Here is a 20,832-nt window from a genome sequence, read left to right on the forward strand (position 1 = left end):
CGCCTTTTGCATCATCCTCGATGAAGGAGTCACTGTGAACATTCGCGCCGGGCTGCGCGGGTCGAGGCAGTCGATTCCAAAATATCTAACTGAGGAGAGAACTCGATGCAAATCAATACCATGCTCAAGACCATTCCCGCGCTGCTGCTGGGCGCGACCCTGTCGACCGGCGCCATCGCCGCCGACATCAAGCTGGGCGTCGCTGAAGCGCTGACCGGCCCGGCCGCCAAGTACGGCGTGGCCATCAAGAACGGCTTCACGCTGGCCGCCGAGGAAGTCAACGGCAAGGGCGGCGTCAACGGCAACAAGCTGGCCCTGGTCGTCGAAGACGAACAAGGCAAAAAAGAAGAAGCCATCAACGTCTTCAAGAAACTGATCTTCCAGGACAAGGTGCTGGCAGTGTTCGGCCCCACCCTGTCGAACTCGGCCTTCGCCGCCGACCCGATCGCCAACGCCGCCAAGGTCGTGGCCTTCGGCACCAGCAACACCGCTGACGGCATCACCGCGATGGGCCCGTTCACCTTCCGCAACTCCGTGATGGAAGCCGACGTGCTGCCCGTCACCGTCAAGGCCGCCGTGAAGCACTTCGGCATCAAGAAGGTCGCCGTGATCTACGGTAACGACGACGCCTTCACCAAGTCCGGCTACGACGTCTTCAAGGCCACCCTGGAACAACAGAAGATCCCGACCACCACCACCGAGGCCTATGCCAAGGGCGACGTCGACTTCAAGGCCCAGCTGACCAAGATCAAGGCCGGCAACCCGGACGCCATCGTCTGCTCCTGCCTGGCCGAAGAAGCCGCCAACATCATCCTGCAGACCCGCGCGCTGGGCATGAAGCAGCCCTTCATCGGCGGCAACGGCCTGAACTCGCCGAAGCTGTTCGAGATCGCCAAGGACGCCGGCGACAACACCCTGATGGGCAGCCCCTGGTCGTCGGAAAACCTGACGCCGGCCAACAAGGCCTTCATCGCGGCCTACAAGGCCAAGTTCGGTTCCGATCCTGACCAGTTCGCGGCGCAAGCGTATGACGCCCTGTACATCATGGTGGAAGCGCTGAAGAACGTGAAGCTGTCCGGCAACCTGGCCAACGACCGCGACGCGCTGCGCAAGGCGCTGCCGGCCGTGAAGATCGACGGCGCCACCGGCAAGTTCGCCTTCCGCGCTGCACCGGCCGTGGCCGGCAAGCAGGTCGGCTACGACGCCGACCAGGAAGCGATCGTCAACATCGCCAAGGGCGGCAAGTTCGTCCTGCTGAAGTAATCGCCGAAGCGATTCGGCATTCGCAGCACCGCTCTCCTCTGCAAGTACGGACATGGCCGCCGCGTTGGCGGCCATGTCCGCGCCCGAGGCGCGCAAGCATTACCGGCTGCCAATCCGGTTCACACAGCACGGAAGACAGAACAGGCCCGGGTCGACTGACCCGCACGATTCAGCGCAAGGCCGCGGCTCCGTCGATGTAACCAGGGCATCATCGCCCGCCTGCCGAGGGAGTCGTCAGGCGCGAGAGCGAACCCATCACCTAATGCAGGCCCTATGTTAGAACAACAGCTCATCAATGCCCTCTCGCTGGGCAGCGTGTATGCGCTCTTTGCGCTCGGATTCACGCTGGTCTTCGGCGTGCTGGGCGTGATCAACCTTTCGCACGGCGCGATCTTCATGCTGGGCAGCTATGCCGCCCTGCTGCTGGTCGAGCAAATGGCGCTGCCGCTCTGGCTGGCGCTGATCCTGGCCATGGTGGCCACCGGCCTGATCGGCCTGATCGTCGACGTGCTGGTGCTGAAGCCTTTGCGTAAGCGCAATGCACCTCACCTGATCCCGATGATCGCCACCATCGGCGTGGCCATCATGATCACCAACATTTCGCAGGGCATCTTCGGCGCCGAGAACAAGCGTTTCCCGGTGGGCACCATCCCCGAGGAAAGCGTCAGCCTGGGCAACCTGCACATCACTGCGGTGCAGGTGGCGATCGTGGTGATCGCCTTCGTGCTGATGGTGGTGCTGCTGGGCGTGATGCGCAAGACCCAGCTCGGCCGCGCGCTGCGCGCCATCGCCGAGTCGCCCAAGGCCGCCTACCTGCTGGGCATCAACGTCGAAGGCCTGTTCCTGCTGACCTCGTTCGCGGCCGCCGCTCTCGGCGGCGCTGCCGGCGTGCTGGTGGGCGTGTCCTTCAACGCGATCTCGCCCTTCATGGGCCAGCCGATGCTGCACAAGGGCATCGCCGTGATCATCCTGGGCGGCATGGGCGACATCCGCGGCGCGATGATCGGCGGCCTGTTCCTCGGTTTTGCCGAGGTGCTGACGGTGGCCTATATCTCGAGCGACTTCCGCGACGCGGTGGCCTTCGGCCTCCTGTTCCTGATCCTGCTGGTCAAGCCGTCCGGCATGTTTGGCAAAGTGCTGGAAAGAAAGGCATAAGACCATGAGCTTTATGGAATGGTGGGATGGCTTCTGGGCCACCTACAACACAGTCATTTTCAGCATCGGCGTCAACGCCATGCTGGCCCTGTCGATCTACGTGACGCTGTCGTGCGGCCTGCTCTCGCTGGCCAACGCGGCGTTCATGGGCATCGGTGCCTATACCGCATCGCTGCTGACCATGCAGTACGACCTGCCGCTGCCCATCGCGCTGGCCGCGGGCGGCGTGCTGCCGTCGCTGGTGGCGCTGGTGATCGGCATCCCGACGCTGCGCCTGTCCGGCGTCTACCTCGCGATGGCCACCCTGGGCTTCGGCGAGGTGGTGCGCGTGATCGTGCTCAATCTCGACATCACCGGCGGCCCCATGGGCCTGAACGGCGTACCGCCGTTGACCGAGTGGTGGCATATCGTGCTGATCCTGGGCGTGACCATCTACGCGCTGGCGCGCCTGCGCCGCTCCAAGACCGGCCGCGCCTTCGAGGCGATCAAGGAAGACGAAGTGGCGGCGCGCCTGATGGGCGTGAACGTGGCCGGCTACAAGCTCTTGGCCTTCGTGATCGGCGCGGCGATTGCCGGTGTGGCGGGCGGCCTGAACGCCCACTTCACCTTCACCATCGGCCCCAACAACTACGGCTTCGAGAACGCGGTCGACATCCTGACCATGGCGGTCTTCGGCGGCACCAGCAACCTGATCGGCCCGATGATCGGCTCGACCATCCTGTCGCTGCTGCCTGAGGTGCTGCGCCACTTCAAGGACTTCCGCCTGGCCATCAACGGCCTGATCCTGATCCTGGTGGTGCTGTACCTGCCCAAGGGCATCTGGGATCCTCGCCGCATCCGCGGCTTCCTCGGCCGCAATGCCGAACAAGCCGGAAAGAAGGTGAAGTGATGCTGTTACAACTCAACCAGATCAGCAAGAACTTCGGCGGCCTGCAGGTGCTGCAGGGCGTGAACTTCAACGTCAACGAAGGCGAGATCTTCGGCCTGATCGGCCCCAACGGCGCCGGCAAGACCACCGTGTTCAACCTCATCACCGGCCTGTTGCGCGCCTCCTCGGGCAGCATCAGCTTCAACGGCGAAGACATCGGCGAAGTCGCTCCGCACAAGATCACCGAACGCGGCATCGCGCGCACCTTCCAGAACATCCGCGTGTTCAAGGAAATGACGCTGCTGGAAAACGTGGTGGTGGGCATGCACGACCACCTCAACTACGGCGTGGCCAGCATGCTGTTCAACCTCGGCGGCTTCCGCAAGGTCGAAAAGGAAGCGCGCGAGCGCGCGCTGGAGCTGCTGTCGTGGGTGCGCCTGGAGCACAAGGCGCACATGCTGGCCGACAGCCTGTCCTATGGCGAGCAGCGCAAGCTGGAGTTCGCCCGCGCGCTGGCCACCCGCCCCAAGCTGCTGCTGCTGGACGAACCCGTGGCCGGCATGAACCCGTCGGAAAAAACCGAACTGATGGCCGAGATCGTCAACATCAAGCAGCGCGGTTTCTCGATCTTCATGATCGAGCACGACATGCGCTTCGTGATGGGCCTATGCGAGCGCATCGCCGTGCTCAACTTCGGCAAGATCATCGCCGAAGGCACGCCGGACCAGATCAAGAACAATCAGGAAGTGATCGAGGCCTACCTCGGCAAGGAAGAAGCATGACCGGCAACACCAAACCCATCCTGCAGGTCGAGGACCTGGCGGTCGCCTACGGTCACATCGAGGCGGTCAAGGGCATCAGCCTGACCCTGAACGAAGGCGAGATCACCGCCCTGGTCGGCGCCAACGGCGCCGGCAAGAGCACCTCGCTCTTGGCCATCTCCGGCCTGGTAAAGGCGCAGCGCGGCCGCGTGCTGTTCAACGGCCAGGACCTGACGCAGCAGTCGCCGCACAAGATCGTCGAAGGCGGCGTGGTGCAGGTGGCCGAAGGCCGCGCCACGCTGACCACGCTGACCGTCGAAGAGAATCTGGCGCTGGGCGCCTATACCCGCCGTGACAAGGACGGCGTGGCGCGCGACCTGCAGTGGGTCTATTCGCTCTTCCCGGTGCTGAAGAACCGCGCCGCCGGCCTGGCGGGCAACCTCTCCGGCGGGGAGCAGCAAATGTTGGCGATCGGCCGGGCGCTGATGGCCAAGCCCAAAGTGCTGCTGCTGGACGAGCCGTCGATGGGCCTGGCGCCGCTGATCATCCAGGAAATCTTCCGCATCGTGCAGGAGATCAACAAGACCGGCATGACCGTGCTGCTGGTGGAGCAGAACGTACGCCAGGCGCTGCGCATCGCGCAACGCGGCTATGTGCTCGAGACCGGCAAGATCGTGCTGGAAGACACCGGCGCCAACCTGCTGGGCAATCCCAAGGTGGTCGAGGCTTACCTGGGCGGTTGATCGGCGCGATCGAGGCGTGATGAAAAACGGCGGCCTTTTTCGGTCGCCGTTTTTCTTGCGCGGCAGACAATCCGCGCCTGCCCTGGCACGACGAACGACACTGGGCCCCTGCTTTCGCAGGGACGACGCTGCGGAGATGACCAACACCACCCCACGCTTGAGCCACGCCCCTGCTTGTCGTTCCTGCGAAAGCAGGAACCCAGCGTCGTCAAGCTGACGCAAAGATGCGATGAAAAGCGCCGGTCTTTGGGTCACTGTTTCTTGCGCGGCAGAGAATCGGCGCCTGCCCTGGCGCGACGAACGACACTGGGCCCCTGCTTTCGCAGGGACGACGCTGCGGAGATAGCCAACAACCGGCCCACGCTCGAGCCACGCCCCTGCTCGTCGTTCCCGCGAAAGCGGGAACCCAGTGTCGTTAAGCCGACGTTGGGACACCACCAACGCCACTGGATCCCGGCCTTCGCCGGGATGACGACGGGAGGAAAATGAACGCCAAAACAGTCGACATGAATGCCCCGCAAAATAATTCGTAAAAAATTCAAATTAGCTGTTGACCACCTCCTGAATTACCCTTAATATGCAGCCTCTTTCAAGCACAGCAACAAGCAGCAACGCAGTGCAGAAGGCCCACGTGGCGGAATTGGTAGACGCGCATGGTTCAGGTCCATGTGCCGCGAGGTGTGGGGGTTCGAGTCCCTCCGTGGGCACCAAAACATAAAAGGTCGATTAACGAAAGTTAATCGGCCTTTTGCGTTTTTGGGCTCACGAGCAAAGCGCCTGCGCGCTTTGCGCGAGGGACTCGAAAGCCCGGCCTTGCAAGGCCGGGCGGGGTCGAGATACGTGACCGAGTCCCTCCGTGGGCACCAAAACATAAAAGGTCGATTGATGAAAATCAATCGACCTTTTGCGTTTTCCGGACGCGCAATATCAAAGGCCGGTTCAGCGATGATGCTCAACCGGCCTCTGTATTTGCATAAGCCGGAAATCCCCCGGCTCGTCTCCCCTAGCGTTTCGTCTTCCCGTCTCCACGCGGTCGCTCCACCGCGCCGCGCACTTCAAATCGCACGCTGTCCAACTCCTTGCCGCTCGCGTCCTGCAAGCTCAACACATGACGGCCCGGCCACGGCATCCAGTCGTAGGCCAGGTCTTCCTGCGCCTTGTTGGCGGCGATGCGCTGCAGATGCGGCTGCCCGGCTTTCATCACCGCCTCCGGCATCGCCTTGCCGTCCAATACCCAACGACTGCCGGGCGGCACGCCTTGCGCGCGGAAGCGGATGCGCTGGCGCGCCGGCGGAATATCCGGGTCGAGCGCGCTCAGCATGCCGGCGGTGGGATACATGATCGCCGGCCGGATGTCGCGCGCGCGGGCGATCATGATCTCGGACTGCCCCGTACCCGGCAGGAAGTATTCGGTGCGTGCCGCCTCGACCTCGTCCTCGTAGCGAATCGCCCGTGCCTCGACGCCGGCCGGTTTGGCCGGCGGCGCGCCCGGTGTGCGCGCATGCAGGTACTGCATCACCTCCTGCCACACCGGCGCCGCACCGGTGACGCCGGAGACGTCCCACATCGGCGCGCCCGAGGCATTGCCCACCCACACGCCCACGGTGTAGCGGCCGGAATAGCCGACCGCCCAGTTGTCGCGCATGTCCTTGGAAGTGCCGGTCTTGACCGCGCTCCAGCTGCGCGTGGAGAGCGCGTTTTCCAGGCCGAAAGTACGTGCGCGGGCGCTGCGGTCCGACAGGATGTCGCCGATGATATAAGACGCGTCGGCATCCATCGCGCGGGTGAAGTGCGGCGCGGTGCCGGATTCATCCAGGCGCGTGCGCAACGGCGAATAGCGCCCTTGGTTGGCCAGCGCGCGATAGGCGTTGGCAAGGTTGGCCAGCGTGACATCGGCGCTGCCCAGCGCCAGGCTGTAACCATAGTAGTCGCCGCCCTCGCGCAGGTTGAAGCCGAGCGTCTGCAGGCGCTGGAAGAAGCGCTCTGGCGACACCATCACCAAGGTGCGCACGGCCGGGATATTGAGCGAGGAGCCCAGTGCGGTGCGCAGGCTGACCAGCCCCTTGAACTGCTTGTCGTAGTTCTGCGGAATGTAGAGCCCGGCCGAGGTCGCCAGATTCACCGGCGAGTCGTCCAGCAGCGAGGCCGCGGTCAGCCACTTCTTTTCGATCGCCAGCTCGTACAGGAAAGGCTTCAGCGTCGAGCCCGCCTGGCGCTGTGCCACCACACCGTCGACATTGGCCGCGGCCGACAGGCTGCCGCTGGAACCGACCCAGGCCAGCACCTCGCCGCTGGCGTTGTCGATCACGATCACCGCGCCGTCTTCGATGTTGCGTTCGGCCAGGCCTGCCAGCTGGTGGCGCAGCGACTGCGTGACGAAGCGCTGCAAGGGCGCGTCCAGCGTCGCCCGCAGTTGCTGGCCGGGCCGGCTCAACAGCTTGCGCGCCAGATGCGGCGCGAGCTGCGGCGCGTCGCTGGCGCCCGGCAGATCACGCTTCGCGGCCACGCGCGCCAGCGCCAGCTCGGTGGCGCCATCCATGCCGTTGCATTGCTCCGGCGCACCCTCTTCCTTGAGGATGGCGCAGGCGCGCTCGGCCACGCGACGCGGGGCGGCGTTGGGTGCGCGGATCAGCGCCACGGCAATCGCCGCCTCGCTCTGGTTCAGGCCGCTGGGATGCTTGCCGAACATCACGCGCGACAGCGCATGCACGCCCACCAGCTCGCCCCGGAACGCCACCATGTTGAGATAGGCCTCCAAGATCTGGTCCTTGCGCCAGGAGCGCTCCAAGGCCTGCGCCACGAAGGCCTGCGACACCTTCTGCGTGATGGAGCGCGCCGACGACTTGCGGCGCAGGTCGTCATAAATCAGCCCGGCCAGCTGCATGGTGATGGTCGAAGCACCGCGCGTGCGGGTGTGCCACAGATTGCCCCAGGCGGAGGCGGCCACCGCATTCCAGTCGATGCCGCTGTGCTGGTAGAAGCGCCGGTCTTCGGAGGCAATCAGCGCATTGCGCAAGGCCGGCGATACGTCTTCCAGCTTCACCCAGGCCAGCTTGCGCTCATCCATGTTGACGCGCAGGCGCTGCAGCAGTTCGCCGTGCCGGTCGTAGAGGCTGGCCTCGGACGGCAGGAAATCCTGCTTCACCTCGGCGAACGTGGGCACGGCGGATGCGGCCACGGGCGCCAGCAGCGCCGCGCCCAAGACCAGCGCAAGCAGCGTACGCGGCAGCCTCATGGCGAAAGCCCTCGCTGGCATGCCGGCGTGCTCATTGTGCGGCCTTGACCACGATCTTCTGGTTCGGGATCTCGCCGAACATCTCGGGCGCATACATCGCCTCCACCCGCGTCGGCGGCAGGTTGAACTCGCCGGCGTTGTTCAGGCGCACGGTGTAGCTGATGCTGGTGCGGCCCTTGGGCATGGATTCGTAGTAGGCGCGATAGGCCTCGAAGCTGCGCTCCTCGTAGGCCATCCAGCCCAGGCCGCGGTCGCGTGGCTTGTCTTGATTGCCCTGCGCGATCACCGAGTCGCGCCCCAGCCCCGAGCCCAGCAGCGTGGCGCCGCCCGGCACCGGATCGCTGACCACCACCCAGGTCATGTCGGTCTGCGCGTCGATGTCCAGCGTCACGCGCAGCACGTCGCCGCGGGTGTAGACGCCGGCCTGCTTCTGCTCGACCGCCTCGATCTTGCGCACGATGCGGTAGCCGCTGGAGAACGGCTGCTTCAGCGGCACCGCAGCCAGGCTCTGCAACGTCACCCAGGGCCTGCCGCTGCCTTCCTGGGTGAAGCGCGCCGTCGCCGCCGCACCATCGGCCTTGGGCCATGGCAACTGCAGCTTGCCGCCGCTGGCCGCGCCACCCCACGCCAGAGTTTGGCTACCCACGCTGGCGCCGCCCTGCTCCACCGTCGCCCGCGTGCTGCCGGTGACCGGTTCGGACTCGAACTTGCGTGCGAATTTTTCCAGCGCGAGGCTGCCCCAGACGTTGGCGGTGGTGGTGCCCCAGTGACCGCGTTGCTGGCGACTGATGGCGCCGGCCACCAGGCGCGGCATGTCTTCACGCCAGGCAGGATTGTTCAGCTCCAGCAGGATCAGGCGGTTGGCGTTGGCGTCGCCGCTGCTCATCAGCCACCACCAGTAGTCGCCCTCTTCATTGGAGAAGCCCATGCGCGTGCCCTGGAAGTTCAGGCGCGCGCGCAGGATCTGCTCGGCCTCGTCGAGCTTCTTCTGGCGCTCGGGAATGGCGGGCACGCGCTGCAGGACGGCGACCCAGTCCAGCAGGCCGGAGGTCGGCCACTGGTTGGGATTGATCTGCAGCGAACCGAGCATGGACGGCTGCACGCGGTTGAAGCGCGACAGCGCCTCCAGCGCGGCCAGCTTGCGCACGTCGAGGTCTTTCTGCGGCGACCAGAAGTCGCGCGTGATGCGCCCTTCCACGAAGCTCGCCAGGCCGTCCAGCATCTTGTCGCGGCTGGCCTGCGGGATGGCGTAGCCGGCTTCGCTGGTGGCGGCCAGCAGGTAGGCCGTCAGCGTATCGCTGCCGCGCCGCGCGCCGCTGTCCGAGGGTGGGAAGTAGTAGGCCAGGCCGTCGCCGTCCAGATAGGTCGGCAGGTCCGCCGCCACCTTTTGCCAGCCGGCCTCATCGCGCAGGCCGATGGCCTTGGAGGTTTTCTGCTCCAGGCAGGAGAAGGGATAGTCGGCAAAGTAGCGCGTCAACGCCTCGCTGCCGCCGGCCAGGCTGGGCTTCAAGGCCACCGCCAGCCCACCGCGTCCCGGCAGGTTGCCGGCCGGCTGCGAGATCGGCAGCGAGACGCTCTTGTCGAGCTGGAACAGCGTGGCCTGCTGCACCGTCACCGGTACTGCGGGCGCCACGCGCTGGGTGAACTTCATCGCGTCCTTCGCACGCTGCCCGCCCTGCTCTTGCGCGGAAATCTCCCACGCCAGCTGGGTCACGCCTTCCGGCGTCTGCACCGGCCACACGACTTCGGCCGATTGCCCTGCCGCCACCGCGACTTCGCGCTCGGGCAGGTTCAATGCCGTCGCTGCGGAAGTGACCGCCGCGCCTGCGCCGGCGCGCGCCGACACCTTGATCTTCATGTCATGCGCGGTGGTGTTGCGCACCGTGACGGCGCCGTTGAAGCTGTCGCCCTCGCGCACCAGCGGCGGCAGGCCGGAGATCAGCTGCACGTCCTGCGTGGAACGGATGTTGACGCTGCCGGTGCCGAAGTACGCCGTGCCGCTCTCGGCCACCGCGACGATGCGGAACGACGTCAGCGCATCATTGAGCGGCACCTCCAGCGTGGCGCGCCCTTCGGCATCGAGCACCACGCTGGGTTTCCACAGCAGCAGCGTGTCGAACAACTCACGCGTCGGCGCGCGGCCGCCGCCACCACCGGCCGGCGTGGCCTTCTTGCCGTAGTGGCGCTTGCCGACCACCTGCATCTGCGCGGTGGAGGTCTCGACGCCGTAGCTGCGCCGCTGCAGCATGGCGTGCAGCACGTCCCAGCTGGTGTTGGGTTGCAGCTCCAGCAGCGCCTCGTCCACTGCAGCCAGCGCGAACTCGGCGCCGGCGGCCGGCTTGCCGTCCGGCAGCTTGACCTGCACCTGCACCTTGGCGGTGGCGCGGATCGGATAGCTCGGCTTGTCGGTGCTTACCGTCACCTGCAGCTTGTGGCCGGCGTCACCGACGTTGATCTCGGCGATGCCGTATTTCCATGCCGGCTTGGAGAGATCGACGATGGGCCCCGGCCCCTGGTATTCGCGGAACTCATGCCACCAGTTGATCGGCTCCTTCCAGCCCCAGATAAAGAAGGAATACCACGGCACCTCGCGCATGCGCCCGCGCACCGCCAGCACCGAGACGTAGACGTTGGGGCCGTACTCGGCCTTCACCGGCACGCTCACGGTGGGATCCTGGCCGGACAGCTGCACCACTTGCGTATCGATCACTCCTTCGCGCTCCACCGCCACCAGCGCCGTGGCGTAGCGGAACGGCATGCGCACCTGGAACTTGGCGGTTTCGCCAGGCTGGTAGTTCTTTTTCTCGGCCAGGATGTCGATGCGGTCCTGGTTCTCGCCGTCGAACCACAGCTCGCCGCGACCGGTCACCCACACCGAGGACGAGGCGCGCGCTGCGTTACCCTTGGCATCGCTGGCGGAGGCGACGAGGTCGACGTTGCCCGGCTCAGCCAACTCGATATCGCAGATGAACATGCCGTGCTGGTCGCTCTTGCCCGAGCACAGCTTGCCGAGGTCCTTGCTGCTCTGGTCGTTTTCATAGGCATAGAAGCCGCCGACCATGCGCTTGCGGTGCGAGTTGGTCTGGCGCGCGGTGCCGCTGATCTCCACCGGCACGCCGGCCTGCGGCTTGCCCGCGGTATCCAGCGTGACGGCGCTCAGCGTCAGCTTTTTCCTGACCGAGATCCAGTTGCCCGCGCGCAGGCCGACCACTACCGCCGACGGCCACAGGGGCGTGGCGCTGGAGATGGTCTGCACTTCGCCGTTGGGATCGTTGTAGCTCATCTCGGTCAGCAGTTCCTGCGCACGTTGCGAGGCCGGCAGCTTGCCGACCACGGCGCGGCCGGCGCCGTTCTTGTCCAGCGTCACGGGCAGCTTGTCGGCCACGATCTTCTGGTCGTCGGCATTGCTGTCGTCGTCCGCGCGCGGCGGCGCGAACGAGAAACCGTCGTAGCCGGCGATGTTCACCGACCGCGCGCGCAGCAGGCTGGACACGCGCACCTGCTGGTTGGCGGCGCCGCCGTTGATGTAGTTCAGCTGCAAATCCAGCGGCAACTCCTTGACTGCCACCTGCGCGCCCTTGGGCGGCGTGATGCGGCCCTGCATCAGCGGCAGGCGGAATTCCTCGACCCGGAAAGTGCCGGTGTAGTAGGTACCGCGACCGTACCAGCCGCGTTCTTCCTCATTGTCGTTGTTGCCGGCGCTCTGGCTGTTGGCCTCGACCTTGCCTTGGTCCATCGTGACCTGGTAGGTGCCCAGCTTGGCCTCCTTGGGCAAGGGGAAGCTGGTCTCGGCGCTCTTGTTGCCGCGCCAGTTCAGCGCGAACTGGTACTCCTGCCCGCTGCCCTGGTGCGTGATGCGCAGCCGCGTGGGCAGGTCTTCCTTCTTCACCAGGCCGAAGCCCTGCATGGTCTCGGTGCGGATCACGTGCTTCATCGACACCGTCTCGCCGGCGCGGAACAAGCTGCGGTCGAATACGGTGGTGGCGCGCGTGGTGGCGGCCTTGTCGGTGTCGGTGGGCAGGTTGAAGCGCCAGGATTCGATGCCGTCATTCCATGAGCTCAGGGCAAAGGCCATGTCGGCACGCCCCTTCTCGTCGGTCTTGCGCGCGCTGACGAACAGGCCGTTGATGCTGTCGGCGTTGGCGGCGCTATACGGACGGTTGGCGCAGGCGTCTTCCAGCGCCGGCATCACCGCCACGCCGCGCGCGTCGGTCTTGCCCTGCCAGATCTGCACGCCGTCGCAGTTGGAGACGCGCACTTCGGCATCAGCCACCGGCCTGGCGTTGTCCAGACGGGTCACCCACACGGCGCCGTTGGCGCGGCCCAGCTTCACGTGCACCGCCATGTTGGTGACCAGCGCGCTGGTGCGCACGTACATCGGCTGCGGCTTGCCCAGCAGCGATGCACCCAGCTTCTGTGACTCCAGCTCCACCACGTAGAAACCCGGATCCTTCAGCGGAATGCCGATCACCTCGAACGGCCACTCGCCGTCCTTGGCGTCCTTCAGCGCCGGCAGGTCGAGCTTCTTCGCGCCCGGCTCGTTGGAGAGCAGGCTGACGCTGCGCGAGTCGACCTTCTTCGGGTCGCCCCATTTTTCGTGGTACTTGTTCAGGCGCGTCAGCCAGGCGATCACGCCCTTGTCGCCGTTGCTGCCGTCGACCTTCAGGTCCGCCACCTTGCCCGGCAACGCGCGACCATCCTTGCCGCGCACCTGCAGGCCGGCCTCGACCCGACGCAAGGTCACCGGCAACGTCGGGTCGGCATTGAGCTCGATGATGCCGAACGGCGCGGCCGGGAATTTCGCCAGCGGCGGGAAATCGGCCAACGCCGACTTCAGCGGGAAGGACGAGGCATTGCCCAGGCTGCGGCCGTCCTCATCCTGGAAGCCGCTGGGCAGCGTGATGGTGAAGTCGGACTTTTCCGGGAACGGCGGCTTGAAGCTCAGGTCGCGCACCGACTCGCCCTGGTTGCTGTCCAGCGTCGGCTTGATCTTGCCGGTGGTGGCGTTGAGAGTCACCTGCTCGGCCAGCTTGCGCGGCACCGGCGAGGAGAACGACAGCGTCACCGGCAGGATCGGCGAGCAGGCCGCGTTGGCGTTCTCGCGCTGGCAGGAGAAGCTGGCGTTGAACTCGCTGCGCACCTGGAACTTGAACACCTGCGGCTGCGACGTAACGACGGCCGGCGCGTTGGCGGCGGCGATGCCGCGATCCCAGACCAGCTTCACGTGCGCCTCGTTGGGCAGGCGCTGCTGGCATTGCACGATGGTGACGGTGGCCGGGTCGACGCCCTTGGCGAACTCGCTGAGCAGCGCCTTGCGATCGGCTGCGCCCACGGCCTTGGTCGGGATGCGCTCGTTGATGCCCTCGGCCTCGCAATACAGGTGATCGCGCACCGAGGCCTCGGTGGCGGCGCCGTTCTGGAACAGGATGAAGGCCTGGTCTTCGGCGATCTGCGACTCGTTGTAGGGCTGCGCACGGACCACGGCCGGACCGCCGGTGCTGAACTGGAAGCGGCCCTTGCCTCCCAGCGTGTTCCCGGCAACCGACTTGATGCCGGTGCGCACATTGAAGCTGCAACGGGTGCCCGGGGGCAGGTCGCGCTCGAAGTCGAAGACCCAGTTCTTGTCGTCCGCCCAGCGCGACGTGCCGGCCACGCTGCAATCCACATCGAAGGGCGACGCCGCCTTGGGGTCGCCGAACTTGACCATGGGTTCGGAAAAGCGCGCCCGCACCTGGCGGATGCGCGCCACCTCGCCCTGCGGCGAGAACGACACCACGCCGGCGTTGGCGGCGGTTGCCGTACCGGCCGGCAACGCCAGCCCCGCGGCCATGCCCAATGCAAGCAGGCCGCTGCGCCATGCCTGCCATGCCTGTTTGAAGATGTTGATCTGCTTGCCGCCTGTGGCCATGCCAGCCTCCGTTTGCTTCATCTTGTTCTCCGGATCGATCTTGTTGTGTGCGGCCGCAGGCGGTTCCCCCCTGTCGACGGCGTTGGCGCTCAGACTTGAATTACGGCAAAACGTTGCGCGACTAGAGCTTGCATTGCAAAAAATCGAGAAAGCAGCTGATGCGGCGAGAAAGCTGGGTATTGCGGTAGTACACCGCCGAAATCTTTTGCTGGTAGCCGCTATAGGCCGGCTCCAGCAGCTTGACCAGCTGGCCGGTGGCGATGTCGGCGTCCGACATGAAGTTGGAGAGCGAGGCAATGCCCTGCCCGTGCAGCGCCAGCTGGCGGATGGTTTCGCCGCTGGAGGCGCGGATCGCCGGCTTGACCGGATAGCGATCGCCGCCGGCGTGGCGCAGCGGCCACTGGTTCAGCGACTCGGGCTGGGAGAAGCCGATCAGGCGGTGGCGCTCCAGCTCCTCCACCGAGCTCGGCTCGCCGTAGCGCGCCAGATAGCCGGGACTGGCGACGATGTTCAGGCGCGCCGAACTGAGCGGCTTGGCGTGCAGCGTGGAATCCTGCAGCTCGCCGATGCGGATCGCGATGTCGGTGCGCTGCTCCACCAGGTCGATGAAGCGGTCGTTGGTGTTCAGCTCCAGCTCGATGTCGGGATAGGCCTCGCGGAAGGCGCCCACGTGCGGCACCACGCAATGGAGCATGAAGGGGACGGCGGCGTCCACCCGCAGCTTGCCGACCGGCTTCTGGGTGCGCATGCGCACGGTGTCCTCGGCGGTCTCCATGGCGGCCAGGATGTTGCGCGCCTGTTCCAGAAAGGCGTGGCCCTCCTCGGTCAGGTCCATGCGGCGCGTGGTGCGCGTGAGCAGGCTGGCGCCCAGCTTCTCCTCCAGCCGCGACAACGCGCGGCTGACGCCCGAGGTGGTCTGCTCCAGTACCTCGGCGGCGGCCGACAGCGTGCCGGCCTCCACCACCGCGACGAAGGTGCGCAGCTCTTCCGATTGAATAGCCATCGTTGACTCCAGATCAAATATTCTTTGATTCTAACGGTATTTTTCTCAACAAAGTCCGCAGGCACAATCCTTCCCATGGCTGGCAGAGCGATCCGGCTCAAGCTTGCCGCCTCACCAAGGTTCCAATTAATCAACTTTTCAACCAGTTAAAGCGACCTGCCCGTTGCGGGCATCGGGGAAGGAATTGAAATGCCAATAGCACTTTGGGCGCTGACCATCAGCGCATTTGCGATCGGAACCACCGAATTCGTGATCATGGGCCTGTTGCCGGAGGTGGCGGCCAACCTGGGCGTGAGCCTGTCTTCGGCCGGCCTGCTGGTGACCGGCTACGCGCTGGGCGTGTTCGTCGGCGCCCCGCTGGTGACCGCCACCACCGGCCGCCTGCCGCGCAAGACGCTGCTGATCGCGTTGATGGTGGTGTTCGTCATCGGCAACCTGGCCTGTGCCATCGCGCCGGGCTACGCCACGCTGATGATCGGCCGCGTGGTCGCCTCGTTCGCCCACGGCGCGTTCTTCGGCGTCGGCTCGGTGGTTGCCACCAGCCTGGTGCCCAAGGAAAAGCAGGCGTCCGCCATCGCCCTGATGTTCACCGGCCTGACGGTGGCCAACGTGCTGGGCGTGCCCTTCGGCACCTGGCTGGGCCAGATGTACGGCTGGCGCGCCACGTTCTGGGCGGTGACCGTGATCGGCGTGGTCGCGCTGGCCGCCACCGCGCTGCTGGTGCCGCGCTCGCAAGGCGGCGAGGAAGCCGACTTCGGCCGCGAGCTGCGCGTGCTGGCCCGTCCACAGGTGATGCTGGGACTGCTGATGACGGTGCTGGGCTTCGGCGGCGTGTTCGCAGCCTTCACTTATATCGCACCGATCCTGACCGATATCAGCGGCTTCCCGCCGGCTGCGGTCTCGCCCATCCTGCTGCTGTTCGGCGTGGGCCTGGTGATCGGCAATCTGCTGGGCGGCAAGCTGGCCGACAAGAAACTGATGGCCACGCTGATCGGCAGCATGGTGGCGCTGGCGGTGGTGCTGGTGCTGTTCGGCCTGACCAATGAGCACAAGATCGCCTCCATCATCGGCGTCGGCCTGATGGGCATGGCCGCCTTCGCCACCGTGCCGCCGTTGCAGATGCGCGTGCTGGAAAAGGCGACCGGCGCACCCAACCTGGCGTCGTCGGCCAACATCGCCGCCTTCAACCTGGGCAATGCCGCCGGCGCCTGGCTGGGCGGCCTGACCATCGACCACGGCCCCGGCCTGCACGCGGTGCCCTACGTCGCCGCCCTGCTGCCGATTGCCGGCATCGCCGTGGCGCTGGTGAGCTGGAAGATGGATGGCAAGAACGCTGTCGTACGTTCTACCGAAGGCGTCGAAGCCTGCTGAAGCCAACCGCCCCGGCCAGACCGGGGCATTTTTTTATCTGCAGCACGAGAGGAGAGATTCATGTCCATCACGAGATCAAACAAGCAGACCGCATTGGTGGTCGGCGCCAACGGCGTCATCGGCAGCAGGCTGATCGAGCACCTGGTCACGCTGCCGGATTGGGATGTGATCGGCCTGTCGCGCCGCGGCGGTGAAGACGGCGCGAACGGCAAGCTGCGCCACGTCGCCGTCGACCTGCTGGATGCGGGCGACGCGCGCGCAAGGCTGGCGCCGCTGGAGCACGTCACGCATGTGTTCTATGCCGCCTACCAGCATCGTCCGAGCTGGAGCGAGCTGGTGGCGCCCAACCTGGCGATGCTGCAGCATACGGTGGAAGCGGTCGAGGCGAGCGCGCCGGGCCTGCGCCACGTCAGTCTGATGCAGGGCTACAAGGTCTACGGCGGCCATCTCGGCCCGTTCAAGACGCCGGCGCGCGAAACCGATGCGCAATTCATGCCGCCCGAGTTCATGTTCGACCAGCAGCGCTGGCTGGAGCAGCGCCAACGCGAATGCGCCCGGCGCTGGAACTGGTCGGCGATGCGCCCGGCCGTGGTGGGCGGCGCGGCGCTGGGCAATCCGATGAACCTGGCGTTGGCCATCGCCATGTATGCGGTGATGTCCAAGGCGCTGGGCCTGCCGTTGCGCTTCCCTGGCAAGCCCGGTGCCTATGACAAGCTGGTGGAGATGACCGACGCCGACCTGCTGGCCAAGGCTACAGTATGGGCGGCCACCAGCGAAGCCGGTGCCAACCAGGCCTTCAATATCGGCAACGGCGACCTCTTCCGCTGGAGCGAGATGTGGCCGAAGATCGCGCATTACTTCGGCATGGAGGTCGGCCCGCCGCTGCCGCTGAACCTGGCCGACGTGATGAGCGACAAGGCGCCGCTGTGGCAACGCATCGCCGAGGCGCATGCGCTGGCGCCGCATGCCTACGAATCGCTGTCCTCATGGGGCTTCGCCGACTTCGTGTTCTCGTGGGACTACGACATGTTCGGCGACGGCAGCAAGGCGCGCCGCTTCGGCTTCCATGACTATGTGGAGACCGAGCGCATGTTCTATCGCCTGTTCGACGAATTCCGCGCGCGCAAGATCATCCCCTGGTCGTAAGCGCTGTATGCGCGCTAGCAGGCGACGCAAGAAGCAAGGCATAAAAAAAGAGCTTGCCGCGGCAAGCTCTTTTTTCATTGGAACGAAGGAAACGGCAAGCGCTTAAGCCGCGCCGCCCTTCTTGATCCATGCGGCCAGCTGATGCGGACCCAGACCGTCGTAGTCTTCGAACGGCTGGTGGATCCACGGGTTGGTCGCCAGGTAGTCGACGTGGTAATCCGGCTCCACGACCGAGCAAGCCTTCCACCACACCACGGCGCTCTTGATCTCAGTGACGGACGGGTAATGCTCCTTCAGGTGCACCATCACCTTTTGCAGCGTCACGCCGGAATCGACCAGGTCGTCCACCAGCAGGATGCGGCCACCCAGGGTGCCCTTGGTGATGGTGATGTACTTGGCGATGTCCAGCGAGCTGCGGATGGTGCCGGCGGCTTCGCGGTAGGAGCTGGTCGACAGGATCGCCAGCGGGACATCAAAAATGCGCGACATCACGTCACCCGGACGCAGGCCGCCGCGCGCCAGGCACAGCACCTGGTCGAACTGGTAGCCGGACTCATAGACTTTCAACGCCAGACGCTCGATCAGGCGGTTGTAGCCTTCCCAGGAGACCCACAGGTCTTTGTCATCAGAGATCTTCATGTTGTGTTTCTTGCTTCTTGTTGCTCGTGTTGCTTGATACGGATTACTTGAACGGGTGGCGCAGGACGATGGTCTCTTCGCGGTCAGGGCCGGTGGAGATCATGTCGATGGGCACGCCCACCAGCTCTTCGATGCGCTTGATGTAAGCGCGTGCGTTGGCCGGCAGCGCGTCCATCGACTTGGCGCCGACGGTGGTCTCGGACCAGCCCGGCATTTCTTCGTAGATCGGCTCGCAGGCAGCAGCTTCTTCAGCGCCGACCGGGAAGATGTCGACGGTTTTGCCGTTCAACTTGTAGCCGGTGCACAGCTTCAGGGACTCGATGCCGTCCAGCACGTCCAGCTTGGTCAGGCACATGCCGGACACGCCGTTGATCTGCACCGAGCGCTTGAGCAGCGCGGCGTCGAACCAGCCGCAGCGGCGCGCACGGCCGGTGACGGTGCCGAATTCGTGGCCCACGGTCGCCAGGTGCTTGCCCACGTCGGCGTCGGTCGGCAGTTCGGCCGGGAACGGACCGGAACCCACACGGGTGGTGTAGGCCTTGGTGATGCCCATGATGTAGTGCAGCATGCCCGGGCCCACGCCGGCGCCGGCGGCCGCGTTGCCGGCCACGCAGTTGCTCGAGGTGACGAACGGATAGGTGCCGTGGTCGACGTCCAGCAGGCTGCCCTGCGCGCCTTCGAACAGGATCTTGCCGCCGGCGTTGTGCACGGCGTACAGGTCGCTGGAGACGTCGGTGACCATGGGCTTGATGCGCGGCACATTGGCCAGCGCGTCGTCCAGGGTCTTCTGGTAGTCCACCGGCTGGGTCTTCAGATAGTGAGTCAGGACGAAGTTGTGGTAGTCCAGGTTGGCCAGCAGCTTCTCGGCGAAGCGCTTTTCGTTGAGCAGGTCGGCCACGCGGATGGCGCGACGCGCCACCTTGTCTTCGTAGGCCGGGCCGATGCCCTTGCCGGTGGTGCCGATCTTGGCGTCGCCGCGGGCGGCTTCACGCGCCACGTCCAGCGCCACGTGATACGGCAGGATCAGCGGGCAGGCGTCGGACACCTTCAGGCGCGAGCACACTTCCACGCCGGCGGCTTCCAGCTTGTCGATCTCGCGCAACAGGTCGGGCACCGACAGCACCACGCCGTTGCCGATGTAGCAGGCCACGCCTTCGCGCATGATGCCCGAGGGGATCAGTTGCAGCGCAGTCTTCTTGCCGCCGATGACCAGCGTGTGGCCGGCGTTGTGGCCGCCCTGGAAGCGCACCACGCCTTGCGCGTGATCGGTCAGCCAATCGACGATTTTGCCCTTACCTTCATCGCCCCATTGCGTACCGATGACGACGACATTCTTTGCATTGCTGTTCTGTAACATGATCAACCCAAGTTTTTGATAATCCAGTTTCCATTGCTGAATTCGACGGCGCGGTCGCAGTCGAATTCGTCCTGATCGTTTTCGTGGCCCGGCAGGCTTTGGATCACGATCTCTCCCGCCTGGCGCAATTGCGCTATTTTCTCACGCAGACCGGCTTCGGTGCCCCACGGGGCGCGAATTGCGGTTTTTCTTTCGGCGCCCGGCATCAGGCGGGCCAGCTCGCGCAGGTCCATCGAGAAGCCGGTGGCCGGACGCGCGCGGCCGAAGGCCTCGCCGACGTGGTCGTAACGGCCGCCGCGCACCACCGCATTGGGCAGGCCCGGCACATAGGCGGAGAACATCACGCCGCTGTGGTAATGATACCCGCGCAGGTCGGCCAGATCGATGGTGACGGCCGCGCCTTCATGGCCGGCGGCCAGCTCGACCAGCGCCTGCAGCTCATCGAGCGCCTGGGCGATGCCCGGCAGTGCCGGCAAGGTGATGCGCGCGCGGGCGATGACCGAGATGTCGCCGTACAGGTTGGGCAAGGCCAGGAGCGCCTTGCGCGTGCCTTCCTGATAGGCGGCGGTGATCTCTTGCAGGCCCGGCACGTCCTTGGCTTCCAGCAGGCCGAACAATTGCGCTTCCTGGCGCTTGGCGGCCGGGTCGTTGGCGATAATGGCGCGCAGCACGCCGACGTGGCACAGGTCCAGGCGGATGGTGCGCATGCCGGCCAGGGCCAGCGAATTGAGGGCCAGTTCCTGGATCTCGGCGTCGGCTTCGATGCCGGCATGGCCGTAGATCTCGGCGCCGATCTGGATCGGTTCGCGGGTGGCGTGCAAGCCCGTCGGCCGGGTATGCAGCACGCTGCCGGCGTAGCACAGGCGGGTCACCGAGGCACGATTGAGCAGGTGGGCATCGATACGCGCCACCTGGGTGGTCATGTCGGAGCGCACGCCCAGGGTGCGGCCGGACAACTGGTCCACCAGCTTGAAGGTGCGCAGGTCGGTGTCCTGGCCGGCGCCGGTCAGCAGCGATTCCAGGTATTCGAGCAGCGGCGGCATGACCATTTCGTAGCCGTAGAGGCGGAAATTGTCGAGCAGCCGGCGGCGCAGTTCCTCGATCTTGCGCGCTTCGGACGGCAAGACGTCGGCAATGTTTTCAGGAAGAAGCCAATTAGGCATAGACAAAAAGATAATTCAGAAAAAAAAACAGGACGGTCGGTCCGGCAATCGCGCATCCTACAACGCTTTGGGGAGTCCGGACGAAAAACCGGGGCGGTTGAACATCCTGTGCCGCCCCAATCCTGTGTTCCGGGAAACTTGCCAAGCCGGAACAATGCGCCGGACAAAAAAGCAAAGATGCCCTCAACCAGCGGCATCCGTCTTTTCGCCCCGCTCCGCC

13 protein-coding genes and 1 tRNA gene are annotated in these 20,832 nt (G+C 65.5%); 8 read left to right on the forward strand and 6 right to left on the reverse strand.

The window, feature by feature from the left end; translation table 11 throughout:
- Positions 1–105: 105 nt before the first annotated feature.
- The 6 genes from J8I26_RS15805 to J8I26_RS15830 all read left to right on the forward strand — a co-directional run bounded on the left by J8I26_RS15805 (position 106) and on the right by J8I26_RS15830 (position 5,500).
- Positions 106–1,263 carry an ABC transporter substrate-binding protein gene (locus J8I26_RS15805; RefSeq protein ID WP_209608071.1) on the forward strand — a complete coding sequence of 386 codons (1,158 nt, stop codon included), beginning with the start codon at positions 106–108 and terminating at the stop codon, positions 1,261–1,263.
- A 273-nt stretch (positions 1,264–1,536) separates the two neighbouring features.
- A complete protein-coding gene (locus J8I26_RS15810; RefSeq protein WP_209608072.1) occupies positions 1,537–2,418 on the forward strand; it encodes a branched-chain amino acid ABC transporter permease in 882 nt (293 codons plus the stop codon).
- Positions 2,419–2,422: 4 nt separating this feature from the next.
- Positions 2,423–3,307: a branched-chain amino acid ABC transporter permease gene (locus J8I26_RS15815; RefSeq protein ID WP_209608073.1), complete on the forward strand. Its 885-nt coding sequence runs from the start codon at positions 2,423–2,425 to the stop codon at positions 3,305–3,307.
- The gene (locus J8I26_RS15820; protein WP_209608074.1) at positions 3,307–4,068 is read left to right on the forward strand and encodes an ABC transporter ATP-binding protein; all 762 of its coding nucleotides are present in this window, start codon (positions 3,307–3,309) and stop codon (positions 4,066–4,068) included. Before J8I26_RS15815 ends, J8I26_RS15820 begins: the two co-directional genes overlap by 1 nt.
- Positions 4,065–4,790: an ABC transporter ATP-binding protein gene (locus J8I26_RS15825; protein ID WP_209608075.1), complete on the forward strand. Its 726-nt coding sequence runs from the start codon at positions 4,065–4,067 to the stop codon at positions 4,788–4,790. The genes J8I26_RS15820 and J8I26_RS15825 overlap by 4 nt, the downstream gene beginning before the upstream one ends.
- Positions 4,791–5,415: 625 nt before the next feature.
- A tRNA-Leu gene (locus tag J8I26_RS15830) sits at positions 5,416–5,500 on the forward strand.
- 293 nt (positions 5,501–5,793) lie between these two features.
- On the opposite strand, the gene pbpC is transcribed toward J8I26_RS15830, so the two are convergent.
- The 3 genes from pbpC to J8I26_RS15845 all read right to left on the reverse strand — a co-directional run bounded on the left by pbpC (position 5,794) and on the right by J8I26_RS15845 (position 14,936).
- A complete protein-coding gene (pbpC, locus tag J8I26_RS15835) occupies positions 5,794–8,025 on the reverse strand; it encodes a penicillin-binding protein 1C (RefSeq protein ID WP_209608076.1) in 2,232 nt (743 codons plus the stop codon).
- 31 nt (positions 8,026–8,056) lie between these two features.
- Positions 8,057–13,954, reverse strand: coding sequence for an Ig-like domain-containing alpha-2-macroglobulin family protein (locus J8I26_RS15840; RefSeq protein ID WP_209608077.1), 5,898 nt, complete (start codon positions 13,952–13,954; stop codon positions 8,057–8,059).
- A 100-nt stretch (positions 13,955–14,054) separates the two neighbouring features.
- Entirely contained in the window at positions 14,055–14,936 is an 882-nt protein-coding gene (locus tag J8I26_RS15845) for a LysR family transcriptional regulator (protein WP_209608078.1), read from the reverse strand.
- Between the two features lie 189 nt (positions 14,937–15,125).
- Here J8I26_RS15845 and J8I26_RS15850 point away from each other — a divergent pair, with 189 nt between their 5' ends.
- Both J8I26_RS15850 and J8I26_RS15855 read left to right on the forward strand, forming a co-directional pair.
- Entirely contained in the window at positions 15,126–16,307 is a 1,182-nt protein-coding gene (locus J8I26_RS15850) for an MFS transporter (RefSeq protein WP_209608079.1), read from the forward strand.
- A gap of 60 nt (positions 16,308–16,367) precedes the next feature.
- Positions 16,368–17,453, forward strand: a complete 1,086-nt coding sequence (locus J8I26_RS15855) for an SDR family oxidoreductase (protein ID WP_209608080.1) — start codon at positions 16,368–16,370, stop codon at positions 17,451–17,453.
- Between the two features lie 102 nt (positions 17,454–17,555).
- Here the strand turns inward: J8I26_RS15855 and J8I26_RS15860 are convergent, their stop codons facing one another.
- The 3 genes from J8I26_RS15860 to J8I26_RS15870 are packed head-to-tail and all read right to left on the reverse strand — an operon-like array spanning position 17,556 to position 20,612.
- Positions 17,556–18,092, reverse strand: a complete 537-nt coding sequence (locus tag J8I26_RS15860) for a phosphoribosyltransferase family protein (RefSeq protein WP_209608081.1) — start codon at positions 18,090–18,092, stop codon at positions 17,556–17,558.
- Positions 18,093–18,135: 43 nt separating this feature from the next.
- Positions 18,136–19,449: an adenylosuccinate synthase gene (locus tag J8I26_RS15865; RefSeq protein WP_209608082.1), complete on the reverse strand. Its 1,314-nt coding sequence runs from the start codon at positions 19,447–19,449 to the stop codon at positions 18,136–18,138.
- Between the two features lie 2 nt (positions 19,450–19,451).
- The gene (locus tag J8I26_RS15870; RefSeq protein WP_209608083.1) at positions 19,452–20,612 is read right to left on the reverse strand and encodes an ATP phosphoribosyltransferase regulatory subunit; all 1,161 of its coding nucleotides are present in this window, start codon (positions 20,610–20,612) and stop codon (positions 19,452–19,454) included.
- Positions 20,613–20,832: the final 220 nt, after the last annotated feature.

The sequence above is a fragment of the Herbaspirillum sp. LeCh32-8 genome (assembly GCF_017814915.1).
Lineage (GTDB): Bacteria > Pseudomonadota > Gammaproteobacteria > Burkholderiales > Burkholderiaceae_D > Herbaspirillum.

Excerpts from the sequence above, each read along its gene's own strand:
- J8I26_RS15805 (WP_209608071.1), top strand. The coding sequence starts at position 106 with ATGCAAATCAATACCATGCTCAAGACCATTCCCGCGCTGCTGCTGGGC.
- J8I26_RS15810 (WP_209608072.1), top strand. The coding sequence starts at position 1,537 with ATGTTAGAACAACAGCTCATCAATGCCCTCTCGCTGGGCAGCGTGTAT.
- J8I26_RS15815 (WP_209608073.1), top strand. The coding sequence starts at position 2,423 with ATGAGCTTTATGGAATGGTGGGATGGCTTCTGGGCCACCTACAACACA.
- J8I26_RS15820 (WP_209608074.1), top strand. The coding sequence starts at position 3,307 with ATGCTGTTACAACTCAACCAGATCAGCAAGAACTTCGGCGGCCTGCAG.
- J8I26_RS15825 (WP_209608075.1), top strand. The coding sequence starts at position 4,065 with ATGACCGGCAACACCAAACCCATCCTGCAGGTCGAGGACCTGGCGGTC.
- pbpC (WP_209608076.1), bottom strand. The coding sequence starts at position 8,025 with ATGAGGCTGCCGCGTACGCTGCTTGCGCTGGTCTTGGGCGCGGCGCTG.
- J8I26_RS15840 (WP_209608077.1), bottom strand. The coding sequence starts at position 13,954 with ATGAAGCAAACGGAGGCTGGCATGGCCACAGGCGGCAAGCAGATCAAC.
- J8I26_RS15845 (WP_209608078.1), bottom strand. The coding sequence starts at position 14,936 with ATGGCTATTCAATCGGAAGAGCTGCGCACCTTCGTCGCGGTGGTGGAG.
- J8I26_RS15850 (WP_209608079.1), top strand. The coding sequence starts at position 15,126 with ATGCCAATAGCACTTTGGGCGCTGACCATCAGCGCATTTGCGATCGGA.
- J8I26_RS15855 (WP_209608080.1), top strand. The coding sequence starts at position 16,368 with ATGTCCATCACGAGATCAAACAAGCAGACCGCATTGGTGGTCGGCGCC.
- J8I26_RS15860 (WP_209608081.1), bottom strand. The coding sequence starts at position 18,092 with ATGAAGATCTCTGATGACAAAGACCTGTGGGTCTCCTGGGAAGGCTAC.
- J8I26_RS15865 (WP_209608082.1), bottom strand. The coding sequence starts at position 19,449 with ATGTTACAGAACAGCAATGCAAAGAATGTCGTCGTCATCGGTACGCAA.
- J8I26_RS15870 (WP_209608083.1), bottom strand. The coding sequence starts at position 20,612 with ATGCCTAATTGGCTTCTTCCTGAAAACATTGCCGACGTCTTGCCGTCC.